We start from the raw sequence: 14109 nt of genomic DNA on the forward strand, positions 1-14109 counted from the left end.
ATCTTGAATAAACCTTAGATCAGATTAGCGTTGATCTAATGGCACCCAATCAATGACCCAAGCTGACTTCATATTTAAACTAGAGTCAGACGTAATTTTCTTACGAGCTGCATCTGCAGTATCACGGTCTTTCGCTGGTCCAACCATAATACGAATACCTTTACTGGTTGGGCTTGTCGTGACCTTATAACCTTTAGCGCGTAGTTTAGAAACAACAGCATCTGCATTTGCCTGATTAGCAGCCAATGCAACCTGTACCATCCACTTTTTATCGCCATTTTCAAGCAGCTCACGCGCTTTCTCAGCTTCAGCTTTTTTCTCAGCCTCGGCTTTATGCTTAGCTTCAGCTTTCTTTTCTGCTTCAGCATGTTTCTTAGCTTCAGCTTTCTTTTCTGCTTCAGCCTGATGTTTAGCTTCTTCAGCCTTTTTCTCAGCTTCAGCCTTATGCTTTTTAGCTTCAGCAGCTTTCTTTTCCGCCTCTGCTTGTTTTTTAGCCTCTGCTGCTTTTTTATCAGCTTCAGCCTGACGTTTTGCCTCAGCCGCTTTTTTGTCGGCTTCAGCTTGTTTCTTTGCTTCAGCAGCTTTTTTATCGGCATCTGCTTTAGCTGTATCTACTGGCTTTTTTGTATCAGTCTGCTGTCCTTTTGCCTTACCTTCCGCACCTGCAACCTCAGGAGGGATGTTATCCGAACTTTCTTGTGCAGCAGCACGACGAGCATTAATCGCAGCATATTCTGCAGCAGCTTTACGCGCTGCGTCTGCCTCTGCCTGTTGTTGCATTGCCAAGAATTCGGCAGCACGAGCTTCTTGTTCCGCTACAGCTTTTTCACGGGAACGACGTTGCTCTTCAAGAAGACGTTTTTCTGTTTCCACATCCACTGCAAGCGGCTGTAGCTGTACCATCTGCCCTTCTTGTGCTGATTGCTTTGGTTTAGCTTGTGGCTTCGGTGATGTAGAGGTTTGTGGTTCAGCACCCACATGTTTTATTTCTTCATTTCCTTTTAGAAGTAATGCTGCCAATAAAACACCACCACCTAATAAAACAACGCCACCCATCCAGCGTTGTTTGTTATTCATTGACATTCTTCCAAATACTCCCAAATCGCTTCTAAAGTATGAAACGAACCACAGGCTAAAATCAGCTGATTGTTATTTGTTTGCTCAAGCGCTGATTTAAAAGCCTCTTTGATATTGCCAAATTGTTGTATTGTCTGGCCTTGTAAGGCGTCATTCAATTGCTGAATCGGTGCAGCACGCGGCACATTCAACTCAGCAATTTTCCAATGTAAAACAGTAGGTTTCAATAAATCGACTACTGATTTTATATCTTTATCTGCCAGCATTGAAAATACTGCGACAACTTCTGTGTACTGTTTATTGTATTCTAAGAAATTTCGCAATTGCTTTAACAAAAATTCAACACCATGTGGATTGTGTCCGGCATCAAAAATTATGGTTTTTCCATTGACTTGACGCACTTCAAAGCGTCCTGCCAAGCGTGCATTTTCAATACCCTGCTCTAGCGCCGATTGTGAGATTTCAAGTCCGCTATTTAATACGGCAGCAACCGCTCCTGCAATATTTTCAATCGCAAGTGACCCTAGTGGCAGTTTTAAAGTAGTTCCTTCACTTGCAAAATACCAGTGTTTTCCGTCACTAGCGAGTTTATAAAAATAGTCTCTGTTAATCGCGTATAACGTCGCTTGTGAACTATTGGCTTTATCTTGAATGGCTTGAGGTAAAACTTGCTCACCTGCAAAAATTACAGGAATATCAGGGCGAATAATACCTGCTTTTTCAAAAGCAATTTTCTCGATGGTATCGCCTAACCAGTCAGTGTGATCAAGACCGATATTGGTGATTACAGCAATATTAGGGTCGATGACGTTGACAACATCAAGACGTCCGCCTAAACCGACTTCAAGCACCCATACGTTGCATTGTTGCTGCTTAAAAATGACAAAAGCAGCCAAAGTGGTTGCTTCAAAAAAAGATAGGCTTAAATCGCAATCGCGACGAGCCTGATCAACTTGAACAAAAGCGTCAATCAGGCTTTGATCACTAACCTCGACTCCACCTAACTTGACTCGCTCGTTAAAACGATAGATATGCGGTGATTGATACAACCCAACTTTATAGCCTTGCGCTTTTAATATAGACGCAAGTGTAGTGGTGGTTGAACCTTTCCCGTTCGTTCCGGCAACAGTAAAAACTTTAGCAGCGGGTTTAGTCACGCCTAATTTTTCTGCTACGGGAATAACACGTTCCAGACCAAGATCAATCCCTGTAACGTGAACATGGCTCCAATAATTGAGCCATGTATCTAAAGAGTCTGTTGAAAGTGGAGCTTGTTGTTTCAAGGTAAGTTCATCAATTTCGATACAAGTCGAGATACAGTATCACGTAAAGCATGACGATGAACAATCTGATCGATTACACCATGATCAAGCAAATATTCAGCACGTTGGAACGGTTCTTCCAATGTTTCACGTACAGTTTGCTCAATTACACGTTTACCAGCAAAGCCGATCATTGCTTTAGGTTCTGCAATATGGATATCACCCAACATTGCTAAAGAAGCTGTTACACCACCATATACTGGATGTGTTAACACCACGATATAAGGTAAACCCGCATCTTTTAATTTTTGAATTGCAGCAGAAGTACGCGCCATTTGCATAAGTGACAACATACCTTCTTGCATACGTGCACCACCAGAAGCTGCAAAGCAGATTAATGGTTGGCGTTTTTCAATTGCAAGCTCAGCCGCCTGAACAAAACGGTCACCTACTACAGTACCCATTGAGCCGCCCATAAAGTCGAACTCAAAAGCGCATGCAATCATGTCTACGCCATTTAAGTTACCTTGCATGGCAATTAATGCTTCCGTTTCACCAGTTTTAGTTTGCGCTTCACGCATACGTTCTGGATACGGTTTGCTATCAACAAACTTTAATGGATCTTTCGCGCTAAACTCTTGACCTAATTCAGTTACAACATTGTCGAAGAACCAGTTTAAGCGATCGCGAGCTTTCATTTTTAAGTGTTCGTCACACTGTGGACATACATACGCGTTGAAAGATATAGCGGTACGTGTCACTAAAGCATGACATTCAGGGCACTCAATAGTCGGCTCAGTAAATGTTGCTTTGAGAGTCTGTTGCTCATCTGCAACTTCAATACCTGGAACTGGACGCTGTGTCCATGGCGTCGAAGGGCTAAGAACTTTCCCTGATTTCACTTCTTGATTCATACTAACTCATCGAGCGCTGCTCGAAGCTCCTTGACTTTATTCACCGTCTGTTCAACAGCTTCATCAGCTGTTAACGTTGCAAAAGATTTAACGAAAGCACTACCTACAATCACGGCATCTGCAACGCTACCCATCGCTTTCGCTGAAGCAGCATCACTAATTCCGAAACCAACGCCAACTGGAACGTTAGTTACACTTTTGATTTTTTCAATACGCGCAGCCGCTTCAGAAGTATCTAAAGTCGCTGCACCTGTTACACCCTTAAGTGAAACATAGTAGATAAAACCACTTGCCTGATTTGCTACGTGTTGAATACGTTGATCGGTTGAAGTTGGTGCAAGTAAGAAGATTTGGTCCATATCATGCTGTTTTAAGATCGCACCAAATTCTTTTGACTCTTCTGGTGGTAAGTCCACAAGTAATAAGCCATCTACACCACATTGTTTCGCATAAGAAACAAACTTCTCATAACCAATCACTTCAACAGGATTGAGATAACCCATCAAAACTACAGGTGTTTCCTGATCCTGTTCACGAAACTCTTTTACCATGTTCAATGCATCTAAGGTATTGGTCCCTGCCGCAAGTGCACGTTCTGCCGCAAGCGCAATAACCGGACCATCAGCCATTGGATCTGAAAATGGTAAACCAAGCTCAAGAACGTCTACTCCTGCCGCAACCATTTTATGAAGTAACGGAACAGTTACTTGTGGCTGTGGATCACCCGCCATAACATAAGATACAAGCGCTTTACGTTGTTGGGACTTAAGCTTTTCAAAACGGGTGGCAAGACGTGACATAGGGTTGTGCTTTCCTTGAATTATTTAAAATTGAGGAGTTGTTTGTAGAAATACAAGAACACCGCATTTTAACGCTATTTTTTGTTCATTGAACAGGTCTAACGTTATGGCGATATTCGATTGTATGATTCATACAACCCATGGCGTACATTTATCAATATTTTGAAACTTTTCTCAATGATCAAAGCTTCCTATTTTTGAGCCATTATTCGTTTGCAATTTGAATAAAAAATCATCAAAAAATCTATTTCTCTGTATTTTTATGGGTGAGTTGCAATTGCTTTTTACGAGTTAATAACGTTTGCCCTGTTAAATTTTTATGTGCTCTTGCAAGTGCAGACTGATCGGAATAACCCAACTGGTCAGCAATTGCAGTAAGACTTTCATTTTGACTTAACAATATCTCGCAGCGCTTCATGCGCTCAGTATCTAAAATTAATTTAAATGAAGTGTTTAAGGCCTGTAGTTGACGCTGCAAGCTTCGTACTGAAACATTAAGTTCGATGGCAATATCTTCTATTTTTGGAGCCTGCTGCTTATGCTTTAAATATTCTTGTACGATCCAATGTATTTGCTGAACTAAATCGGTATGTATTTTTCGTTGAACCAAAGCTTCTTCAGCTTGTTTCACTAAAAGCTGCACTAAAGTCGGATCTGCGTGCTGGGGGCGAACATTTAAACTTTCACTTGCAAAAGTTAATGCATAGTACGGTCGGTCAAATGACAATTTGCACTGAAAGAAGCGCTGATAAAGAACCAATGGCCCACGAGGTCGGTGTACAAATTCGACATGCTGTAAAAGAAAATCATGTAAGGGAGCAATCTCTTTAGCAAGCTGTACCATTGCGGCTAAGGTTAACTCACTAAGTACAATATTGCTGTCATCAACCAAAGGCCAATACAAGCGAATTTTGGAAGCATCTTGCTCGATTTGTATGGGAACAACTTGCTCCCCATCAATGACTAGACGGTGAAATTTAGCAATATACTTAACCACTTGACCCAAAGTATCACTTCTAGAGGCCATGTAACCTAGCACGCCAAAGTTAGCGGGTGTAATACAGGCTGCCATTTCTAAAGCCAAATTAGTCACTTGTAATTGAGATTCAGTCAGTTCTAAAAGCTCAATAAAAAAATGTAAGGAAGACTGAGCATCAATAGAAGCAGATAAAATATTTTGTATTTGCCGAGTTTGAGTGTCATTTAAATTGAGTGACTGCCATGCTATTCCCTTTTCTTTTAAATACGTATTCCAAAGATAAAAGTATCCATTTGAGATCGTAAACTCTTGCATGGCGTTTCCTTTTTTTACTGCCATCTTGTCGCAAACTGTATAAAAATTGGCGATAACTGTCAAAACAAAGCCGACCATTCACGACATACTAATGAAAAGCTTAGTTGCGAGAAATACAAAGATGAACGCACATGTTTCTTATCAGGTCGAGCCAGTGGTTCGCAAAGATCTAGATTTTCATTTAAACGAAGCACCACGCTTTTGGTTTAATAACGATCCTTTTTTGACTCGCATGTTTGATGCACTCAGCTTAACCTTTCCCGATGGAGAGCGTTACTTCATTGAATGTGTGCGGATGTTCCGTGACAAAATTGATGACCCAGAACTACAAAAGCGAGTTGCAGACTTTATTAAACAAGAAGCTCAACATGGTATTGCCCATGACAAAATGAATCAGCTCATGAAAGAACAAGGTATGCCTGTGGATGAGTTCACAAGCACACTTAAAAGAATTTTCCGTTTTGAGCTCACCAAACGTTCACCGCAATACAATATTGCCATGACAGCCGCAGCTGAACATTTAACAGCATTAATGGCAGAAACCTTTTATAGCAATAAAAAGACCTTGGAAAATGCTCATCCTTATGTGCGCGCGCTGTTCGCATGGCATGCCATTGAAGAAATGGAGCATCGCGATGTAGCATTTGATGTCATGAGACAAGTAGGTGAAGTTCCAGAGTCAACACGTCGCTTTGTACTTGTTTTAACAACTGTACTCATGTTTGGTTTTACACTTTATAGAACCAACATTATGTTGAAATGTGATGGCTTTAGCCCTAAAGAAAGGTTATCAATGACACTCAAAGGTTTACCTTGGTTCTTTGGGAAAAATGGCACATTAACGGCCATGAAAAAACAATATCTGGACTGGTTTAAAAAAGATTTTCACCCAAGCCAACATCCTGTTATTCGTCAGTATCCTGTTTGGATTGAAACTTTAGAAAAAACAAATGACCCAATCGCAGCGGGTGAAGCATTTTGGCAAGCAGGTTTATAACCTGCTTGTTACCACTTTGCATAATGTTGTTCTAATAGGCCATATTGCTCATTGCAAGTGATTGTATCAATTGCCTCATGTTCAATAGTGCCGCTAATTTTGGCTTGCCACTGATTGAACTGACTTCCAATCATTCTTAAATTTATATTTTCATATCGGCACCAGCCAATCTGGACGTGCAAATTAAGCTTTTGATCTAAAGAGCTAATTTTCCATGTCTCATCATTTATTTTTTCAAATAAGACATCTGTAAGTGGAAATAAAACCCCATTCACCCATAAACAGTTTTCATTACCAAAACTTTCATTGACCCCAGAAGCCAAATTTAGCCCAATACGTCGCCCCTGCTCATCCCAAAAATTACATGAAAGCCAGAACCAAGCGGTCTCAGGACGTAAAAAACCACAAGTATCATCTAATGATGCAAATGTCTTTTCATCGAATTGTATAAGTTGATTCTGTTTATTAATGAACATTCCCTCTACAGTCAAAGTGGTCTGCTTTTGGGTATACGTCCAACCATTAATACCTGTTGGGGTACACAAACTTAAAATATCTGTCCCCGCACAGAAAATACGGGCACTCAGGCAAATTTCCCCATATTTAGTCACCCGAATGTATCGCACACCATTGGCATGCTGAATATCGATCTGATAAGGCGATTTAGAAAAATAGCTTTGATTAAACAATGGCTGCTCATCAAGATGAGTTTTATGGCCTAAAGGTTGAATGGCGTTCCACTCAATAACTTGCCCCGTTTCATGATCATAAATATAGAAAAAGCCATGCCCAACCCAACCAATATCTGCAATTGCGAGACCAATACTGTAGTGCTTATGCTGAATGCCACAGAATTTAAATTTTTTATACTTTAATTGCTTACGCCAGCCCTTTAAGACCTTGCCATAAGGCGTTTTATAGATATAACGTTGTACATGAATGGTCGACGGTACAGATTCAAAACGCCCATAACGAGGCTGTCCATTTTCTTGAATTAAATCCATTATTTATTATCCGTTGATTTCCTGCTCATCTATTGACTAATAATAGACTGATCACTGACCAATTGGCTACTCATCTGTTTTGATCTTCAAATGACTTTTATTGAGTCATAAAAAAAGAGCATATTGATATGCTCTTTTTTTCTGTTATTCACTTAAATCTATATACGATAACTTAAACTCTTTGAGGGTCTATTTCAGTAGCTATGACCCAATCCATCAACAAAATCAAATTCAACTCATGATTTAAGTGTAATTCAATTTTTAAAAGTTAAGCGTCATCATCACTTGCTTGTTCTGGCTCTGATTCTTGCTCGTTACTGTCCTGATTTTCCAATTTTTTCTCAGCGATTTTTGCTGCTTCATAGCCAGCAAAAGCACCTGCTGCTTTTTCTAGAAAACCTGCATCTGGATCTAATTTATCGACACCTTGTTCCGCGATAATTGCACCAGCAATTTTACCTACTTCATCTAGAAGACCCATTTTGATTACTCCAAAGAGCTTATGTTGAGCTTCTAGTCTAGGCAGATGGATTGTAAATAGTGGTACAAAAAAGTTGCGATTTGAGAGAGCTATAGATGAGATCAGCAACTTTTTATATTTTATTTTTGCCTTTAAGCTTTTTTTAAGAACAGTTAAAGAAGTAAATAAGTATTTTCCCAACGCGTTGGATTGAACTCACCTTGTACTAATTGGATATAACGGCCTGCAATATGGTCAATCGGAATACAATCATCAATATCTACTACACGGTCGGTATGTGGTTTATGCCATTCCTGATCAATAAACTGTTTACCTAATTGTTTGGCACTTACCGCATCTGATGCCACAACCAAATGATAACTATGTAACTCACCAAAAGCATTAGGTGTATAGCCACCCAGATTAATCAAATACAACTTTAAATCTGAAGCTGACGGCGCTGCATCAGAAAAATGAATTTGATAATTCTGCCCTTGAGAGTTAACACCAGAGAGTTTGGCCCAAGCATCGATATGCAACCCTTGAGCCTCACCAAACCAAGCCTGTTTAAGTTGAGGGTAAACTTCTTCCAAAGTATCCCCTACAGCCATAACAACGTCATGGACTTCTGTATTAGCACGTGCATGACGGCCACCTAACATCACCATAAACAAGCTTGGCATTTTTTCCTCTTACATCTCAACCATTTCTACGCCATCAATGCGTGCAACTGTCATTAAATCTTTATCGCCACGACCTGAAACAGTCGCAATAATAATCTGATCTTTAGACATGGTTGGTGCAAGCTTAGAAACGTATGCCATAGCGTGTGAGCTTTCAAGCGCAGGAATAATCCCTTCGATTTTGGTTAAGTCACGGAAACCTTGTAAAGCTTCTGTATCATTAATTGGCACGTACTGTACGCGCTTCATATCTTTCAAGAAGCTATGTTCAGGACCAACGCCCGGATAATCAAGACCCGCCGAGATACTATGTGTCTCGATAATTTGGCCTTGTTCATCACTCATTAGGTAAGTACGGTTACCATGTAATACACCCACATGGCCTGCATTTAACGGCGCAGAGTGTTTACCGGTTTCGATACCGAAGCCAGCAGCTTCAACACCATACATTTTCACATTGGCATCATTTAAGAATGGATAGAACAAGCCCATTGCATTTGAACCACCACCCACACATGCAACTAATGCATCTGGTAAGCGACCTGCTTGCTCCAAAATCTGTTTACGAGCTTCACGGCCAATAATTGACTGGAAGTCACGAACAAGTTGAGGGTAAGGATGCGGACCTGCAACTGTACCAATGACATAGTAAGTCGTATCAACGTTGGTTACCCAGTCACGCATTGCTTCATTCATGGCATCTTTCAGCGTTTTAGAACCACTTTGTACAGGTACAACAGTCGCTCCCAATAAACGCATACGATAAACGTTCATGGCTTGACGTTTAACGTCTTCAGCACCCATGTACACAACACATTCAAGACCTAAACGTGCTGCAATTGTTGCTGTTGCAACGCCATGCTGACCTGCGCCAGTTTCAGCAATAATACGTTTTTTGCCAGAAAGCTTTGCCAATAACGCCTGACCAATCGTGTTGTTTACCTTGTGTGAGCCTGTATGGTTCAAGTCTTCACGTTTAAGGTAAATTTGCGCACCACCTAACTCTTTTGACCATCGCTCAGCATAATAAAGTGGACTAGGACGACCTACATAGTAGGCGAGGTCACGGTCGAATTCTGCCAAAAACTGTTCATCATTTTTCATGCGGGAATAGAGATTTTCTAAATCTTCTAATGCCGCCATGAGTGTTTCTGACACAAAACGTCCGCCATGGATACCGAAATGCCCATTTGCATCTGGGAATTGGGTATAGTCAATCACATTATTTTGCTGATCCACGTTGGACTCCTTGCATAAATCGTTCAATGAGTTGTTGGTCTTTTATACCTTTTGCGGACTCTACGCCTCCGCTCACATCTACTGCAAAAGCACCGGTAGTATGAATAGCGTCAATGACATTGTCAGGGGTTAAACCACCTGCCAAAATTAATGGAATATCAAGTTTCGGGAATTTAGACCAGTCAAACTGATGTCCTGTGCCCCCTTTAAGCTCAGGATGCCACGCATCGAGCAATACAGCACTGGCACCAGCTGCCTGATATTTTTGAATTTCAGCAACTACATCCAGATCAGGTTTGACCTGAATCGCTTTATACCAGCGACGTTTACAATGGCGAGCAATATCTTGGCATTGTTCTGGAGTTTCATCGCCATGTAGTTGTAATACATCTAGGGGAACACAATCAAGTACATCCTGAATTTCAGCGGCACTCGCATTTACAAACAAACCTACCATTTGTACATAGGGCGGAACGTGTTTTGCTAATTCTTGTGCTTGTTCAACTGTTACATTTCTTGGACTTGGCGGGAAAAAAACAAAACCTATCGCATCTGCTCCAGCTGTGACTACTGCTTGAACATCCTGCTTACGAGTAATTCCACAGATTTTTGCTCGTGTACGTTTTTGGTTTGATGGGCTCATGATCTGCCTAAACTACAACCATTTTTTAAAATAAACGCCATTGTAATGCAATTTTTGCCCCTTGCGTAAAAGTTCTCTGGGAATTGCTCGAAATGACATTGTAGGAAGTAATTCGGCACTTTATACTGCGTTCAAATGGAAGCAAGTGTAAGCAATTGATGCTTTAGGGAAGCTGGTGAAAGTCCGGCACTGCCCCCGCAACGGTAACAATGTAAAGCATATTTTTTAAGTCGAGATCGACTTACACCACTGCAGTGATGTGGGAAGGTGAATATGTCCATAAATGAATTATGGCGCTGAAGTCCGGAGACCTGCTTGTTTCATCTATCTACCCGATCATTCACGTGGGGTGAATGTATGGAGCATGTTATGTCTAAGTCTTTTCAACCTACTCGTCTGGTAGGGGCTATCGCTATTGCGATGGGGTGTTCACCTGTTATTTTTGCTGAAGATACAACTACCACAACTCAGCTCGATCCAATTGTAGTGACGGCTTCTAAAAGTGCTGAAAAAGCGAGTGAAGTTCCGGCACGTATTTCAGTGATTGATGAAAAAACCATTGAGCAGAATCCCGCACTCAATTTATCTGATCTCATCCAAAAAGATGCTTCTGTTTATATCAAACAAAATGGCGGTCTTGGACAAGGTACAAACCTCTCTATTCGAGGTACTAACCCAAATCATGTTTTATTACTTAAAGATGGTGCTCGCTTAAATACACCAAATACACTATCTCCTATCTATCCTGAGTTCTTGGATACAACTGATGTTGAGCGCATTGAAGTTCTAAAAGGCCCATCATCTGTACAATACGGTAGTGATGCTATCGGAGGTGTAATTCAAATGATTACGGCTACCCCTCAAAAGAACTCTGCATTTATTACAGGTATTTATGGTGAAAATAAAACCTATAAAGCAATTGTAGGGGCAGATTTAGTCAGTGATGAAGGATTCTATGCTCAAATTCGCGGACAACGTTTGGAAAGCGATGGTACTCGTATATTTGATAGTCAACCAGAGAATATGAAAGCAGCTTATGACCAAAAAGGTTATAGTGCAAAATTAGGTTACAACAATAAAAATGACTTAAATGCCAGCGTTGAAATCAGCCAAAATAAGGGTAATAACAACTACTCAGAAAATAGTGGTGTGAATAATGCTGCAAGAAGAGAGTTTGATAATCAATTAATCACAACAAAAGTTGAATATAAAGCGACATCTGATGTCACAATTAATGCACGTTATTCTAATTTCAAAGATAACGAAGAGTACCATGAATCCTCACCTTATCACGCAGATACTAAACGTAATGAAGGGGATTTAAATATCAAATGGCAATTTACACCAACACAAAACATCTTAGCTGGTACAAGTATTGATAAAACTGAATATAAAGATGCGTCCATATTAAATGGGAAACAAGATATTGATTCTGCTGGTTATTATCTTCAACACCAATATAAAACTGATAAGATTAGTACACAGTTAGGCGTTCGCTTAGAGGACAATGAAAAGTTCGGAACACATACTGTTGGTCAAGGTGCTATCCGTTACTTCCTACTTCCGACAACTAGTATTTATGCCAATATCGGAACCGCCTTTAGAGCACCATCCTTATCAGAACTCTATTATTTTTATGAAAATCCAGCATGGAATTACTATTCATACGGTAATCAAAATTTAAAACCAGAAGAAAGTTTTTCTTATGAAATTGGTACAGATCATCAATTTAATAGTCATTTATCTGGTTCGATTTCGGCTTATCAAACTAAAGTTAAAAACTTAATCACAACCAATACTGTATTTAATCCAGTAACGTTTGCTACCGTTGCTAATTATGAAAATATAAATAAAGCAGAATTTACAGGTGGTGAAGTCGGTTTAAAATGGAAACAGCAATATCTGTTCTTATCAACTGAATATGCCTATGTAAAAACAGAGAATAAAGAATCTGGTTTAGAAATTGCGTATCGTCCTAAGCAAACCCTTACCTTAACTACTGGTTTAGAAAATACTGTTTACGGTATTAGCGCTTCACTTATTGCCCGTTCTAGCTCTAATGCTCAGAATAGCGCTAATCCGCAGAAAGTCCCTGGCTATGCTACTGTCGATCTAAATGCTTACTGGAATATCAATCCAAACGTAAAATTATTTACCAATATTCAAAATGTAGGCGATGTAGATTACAAAACAGTTTACAACTTTGGAAATTGGTATGTAGATGGAGGTCGCCAAGCTTCTGTTGGCGTAACTTTCCGTTATTAATTACTCAATCTGATTATAAAAATATTTTCTTAACTCCAGTTTCGGGGTAATGTTTTGACCGACATTATCCCCTTTTTTATGTTCAGGATATCCATCATGGGACACCGTTTAAGCAAAATCTATACACGCACAGGCGACTCAGGTACCACAGGTTTAGGCGATGGCTCTCGTGTTGCCAAAGATGATTTACGAATTGCGGCACTTGGTGATGTTGATGAACTGAACGCAATTATTGGTGTACTCCGTGCACAAATCACAGCCAGCCAAGTGACTAATAAAGCAGATTGGGACAAAAGCCTGAGCTTGATTCAACATTGGCTTTTCGACTTAGGTGGCGAAGTCTGTATTCCAAATTACAATTTACTTCAGCCCGTTTGTATTGAGTTTCTGGAAAAAGAAATTGACCGTATGAATGAAGATTTGCCTATGCTGAAAGAGTTTATTCTGCCATCTGGCTCTTTATCTTGCAGTTATGCTCATCAAGCGCGTGCTGTTTGCCGTCGTGCAGAACGGTCACTCATGTCAGTACAAACGCGTGATCAAAATATTCAAGCCACGGCGCTCCAACTTTTAAACCGTCTATCAGACTGGTTATTTGTCGCATCTCGTGCTCTACAGCGTGCCGAAGGTGGACAAGAAGTCCTTTGGCAAAAAAATATTAATGAGATTATTTAAAAATAGACTAACTTAAGTATGGTCTCTACTTTTGAAGAGACCATAACCAACAATAACTGAATAGAAGAAAATTATGCGCATTATTGGTCATCGTGGTGCACGCCGAGAAGCTCCTGAAAATACATTAGGTGGTTTTCAGCACATAAAAAACTTAGGTATTCGTGGTGTCGAATTTGATATTCGTCAGCTTCAGGACCAAGAATTGGTCGTTATTCATGACGATAATTTTTTACGTACAGCTGGAGTCGACCAAATTGTTGAGCAGTCCACTTTGGCTCAAGCTTTAACATTTGATCATTGCCAAAACTGGCCCAACTGGCCAAATTCAGAGCCAACACCAACTCTTACAGGTGTTTTAAACCTGCTTGATAACTTCGATCATATTGAAGTTGAGGTTAAAGCTGTCAGAGATATGGCTTTTGCAGAAAAGTTAGTTCAAAAGCTTGAGCCTGAATTACAGGGTTATGAAAAAGTCGTAACTATCACAAGTTTCGATCTTCAAATTTTAACTGCCTTACGTGATATCAACTCACAATTTAAGCGCGGTTTGTTAGTTGAAATTCCAGTTGGAGCCACAGCAATTGAACTCGCTCATCAATTTGGTTGCTGTCATATTGGTTGGTATGACCAACTTGCTACAGATGAAATGATTCAACTATCTCATCAAGCAGGTTTAAACATTAGTGTCTGGACAGTTAATGATGTAGAAAGAGCAAAAAAGCTCCGTGATTTAGATATTCAGGGGTTAATTACAGATATTCCCACAACAATGCTCGAAGCACTTTAAATATAAAAA

The 14109-nt window shown here is 40.1% G+C and carries 14 protein-coding genes and 1 riboswitch; of the genes, 4 read left to right on the top strand and 10 right to left on the bottom strand.

Features of this window, described 5'->3' with window-relative positions:
* Positions 1-24: 24 nt before the first annotated feature.
* The 5 genes from AC1PJ9_RS08685 to AC1PJ9_RS08705 all read right to left on the bottom strand — a co-directional run bounded on the left by AC1PJ9_RS08685 (position 25) and on the right by AC1PJ9_RS08705 (position 5347).
* Positions 25-1083, bottom strand: a complete 1059-nt coding sequence (locus AC1PJ9_RS08685) for an SPOR domain-containing protein (protein WP_311086574.1) — start codon at positions 1081-1083, stop codon at positions 25-27.
* On the bottom strand, positions 1074-2360 hold the full coding sequence (gene folC, locus AC1PJ9_RS08690; protein WP_311086573.1) for a bifunctional tetrahydrofolate synthase/dihydrofolate synthase: 1287 nt from the start codon (positions 2358-2360) through the stop codon (positions 1074-1076). The genes AC1PJ9_RS08685 and folC overlap by 10 nt, the downstream gene beginning before the upstream one ends.
* Positions 2357-3253 carry an acetyl-CoA carboxylase, carboxyltransferase subunit beta gene (accD, locus tag AC1PJ9_RS08695; RefSeq protein ID WP_004705709.1) on the bottom strand — a complete coding sequence of 299 codons (897 nt, stop codon included), beginning with the start codon at positions 3251-3253 and terminating at the stop codon, positions 2357-2359. Before accD ends, folC begins: the two co-directional genes overlap by 4 nt.
* Complete coding sequence (trpA, locus tag AC1PJ9_RS08700) at positions 3250-4053, bottom strand: tryptophan synthase subunit alpha (RefSeq protein WP_016804527.1); 804 nt, start codon at positions 4051-4053, stop codon at positions 3250-3252. The genes accD and trpA overlap by 4 nt, the downstream gene beginning before the upstream one ends.
* A 244-nt stretch (positions 4054-4297) precedes the next feature.
* Entirely contained in the window at positions 4298-5347 is a 1050-nt protein-coding gene (locus AC1PJ9_RS08705; RefSeq protein WP_311086572.1) for an AraC family transcriptional regulator, read from the bottom strand.
* 121 nt (positions 5348-5468) lie between these two features.
* Here AC1PJ9_RS08705 and AC1PJ9_RS08710 point away from each other — a divergent pair, with 121 nt between their 5' ends.
* Positions 5469-6344 (top strand): metal-dependent hydrolase, encoded by an 876-nt coding sequence (locus AC1PJ9_RS08710; protein WP_016804529.1) that lies wholly within the window; start codon positions 5469-5471, stop codon positions 6342-6344.
* A gap of 8 nt (positions 6345-6352) precedes the next feature.
* On the opposite strand, the gene AC1PJ9_RS08715 is transcribed toward AC1PJ9_RS08710, so the two are convergent.
* The 5 genes from AC1PJ9_RS08715 to AC1PJ9_RS08735 form a co-directional block, all read right to left on the bottom strand.
* Positions 6353-7348 carry a DUF2804 domain-containing protein gene (locus tag AC1PJ9_RS08715; protein WP_311086571.1) on the bottom strand — a complete coding sequence of 332 codons (996 nt, stop codon included), beginning with the start codon at positions 7346-7348 and terminating at the stop codon, positions 6353-6355.
* A gap of 268 nt (positions 7349-7616) precedes the next feature.
* Positions 7617-7829, bottom strand: a complete 213-nt coding sequence (locus AC1PJ9_RS08720; RefSeq protein WP_002051387.1) for a hypothetical protein — start codon at positions 7827-7829, stop codon at positions 7617-7619.
* A gap of 152 nt (positions 7830-7981) precedes the next feature.
* A complete protein-coding gene (locus tag AC1PJ9_RS08725; RefSeq protein ID WP_311086570.1) occupies positions 7982-8491 on the bottom strand; it encodes a DUF1543 domain-containing protein in 510 nt (169 codons plus the stop codon).
* Positions 8492-8500: 9 nt separating this feature from the next.
* Positions 8501-9730: a tryptophan synthase subunit beta gene (gene trpB, locus AC1PJ9_RS08730; protein ID WP_049065708.1), complete on the bottom strand. Its 1230-nt coding sequence runs from the start codon at positions 9728-9730 to the stop codon at positions 8501-8503.
* On the bottom strand, positions 9714-10373 hold the full coding sequence (locus AC1PJ9_RS08735) for a phosphoribosylanthranilate isomerase (RefSeq protein ID WP_311086569.1): 660 nt from the start codon (positions 10371-10373) through the stop codon (positions 9714-9716). The genes trpB and AC1PJ9_RS08735 overlap by 17 nt, the downstream gene beginning before the upstream one ends.
* 126 nt (positions 10374-10499) lie before the next feature.
* Positions 10500-10706, top strand: a riboswitch (cobalamin riboswitch).
* Positions 10707-10730: 24 nt separating this feature from the next.
* Here AC1PJ9_RS08735 and AC1PJ9_RS08740 point away from each other — a divergent pair.
* From AC1PJ9_RS08740 to AC1PJ9_RS08750, 3 genes are all read left to right on the top strand, one after another.
* A complete protein-coding gene (locus AC1PJ9_RS08740; protein WP_311086568.1) occupies positions 10731-12638 on the top strand; it encodes a TonB-dependent receptor plug domain-containing protein in 1908 nt (635 codons plus the stop codon).
* A 96-nt stretch (positions 12639-12734) separates the two neighbouring features.
* A complete protein-coding gene (locus tag AC1PJ9_RS08745; RefSeq protein WP_068564952.1) occupies positions 12735-13313 on the top strand; it encodes a cob(I)yrinic acid a,c-diamide adenosyltransferase in 579 nt (192 codons plus the stop codon).
* Between the two features lie 73 nt (positions 13314-13386).
* Positions 13387-14100, top strand: a complete 714-nt coding sequence (locus AC1PJ9_RS08750; protein WP_263614559.1) for a glycerophosphodiester phosphodiesterase — start codon at positions 13387-13389, stop codon at positions 14098-14100.
* Positions 14101-14109: the final 9 nt, after the last annotated feature.

This window comes from Acinetobacter sp. 70_2, from assembly GCF_056736115.1.

Excerpts from the sequence above, each read along its gene's own strand:
- AC1PJ9_RS08685 (WP_311086574.1), bottom strand. The coding sequence starts at position 1,083 with ATGTCAATGAATAACAAACAACGCTGGATGGGTGGCGTTGTTTTATTA.
- accD (WP_004705709.1), bottom strand. The coding sequence starts at position 3,253 with ATGAATCAAGAAGTGAAATCAGGGAAAGTTCTTAGCCCTTCGACGCCA.
- trpA (WP_016804527.1), bottom strand. The coding sequence starts at position 4,053 with ATGTCACGTCTTGCCACCCGTTTTGAAAAGCTTAAGTCCCAACAACGT.
- AC1PJ9_RS08705 (WP_311086572.1), bottom strand. The coding sequence starts at position 5,347 with ATGCAAGAGTTTACGATCTCAAATGGATACTTTTATCTTTGGAATACG.
- AC1PJ9_RS08710 (WP_016804529.1), top strand. The coding sequence starts at position 5,469 with ATGAACGCACATGTTTCTTATCAGGTCGAGCCAGTGGTTCGCAAAGAT.
- AC1PJ9_RS08715 (WP_311086571.1), bottom strand. The coding sequence starts at position 7,348 with ATGGATTTAATTCAAGAAAATGGACAGCCTCGTTATGGGCGTTTTGAA.
- AC1PJ9_RS08720 (WP_002051387.1), bottom strand. The coding sequence starts at position 7,829 with ATGGGTCTTCTAGATGAAGTAGGTAAAATTGCTGGTGCAATTATCGCG.
- AC1PJ9_RS08725 (WP_311086570.1), bottom strand. The coding sequence starts at position 8,491 with ATGCCAAGCTTGTTTATGGTGATGTTAGGTGGCCGTCATGCACGTGCT.
- AC1PJ9_RS08735 (WP_311086569.1), bottom strand. The coding sequence starts at position 10,373 with ATGAGCCCATCAAACCAAAAACGTACACGAGCAAAAATCTGTGGAATT.
- AC1PJ9_RS08740 (WP_311086568.1), top strand. The coding sequence starts at position 10,731 with ATGGAGCATGTTATGTCTAAGTCTTTTCAACCTACTCGTCTGGTAGGG.
- AC1PJ9_RS08745 (WP_068564952.1), top strand. The coding sequence starts at position 12,735 with ATGGGACACCGTTTAAGCAAAATCTATACACGCACAGGCGACTCAGGT.
- AC1PJ9_RS08750 (WP_263614559.1), top strand. The coding sequence starts at position 13,387 with ATGCGCATTATTGGTCATCGTGGTGCACGCCGAGAAGCTCCTGAAAAT.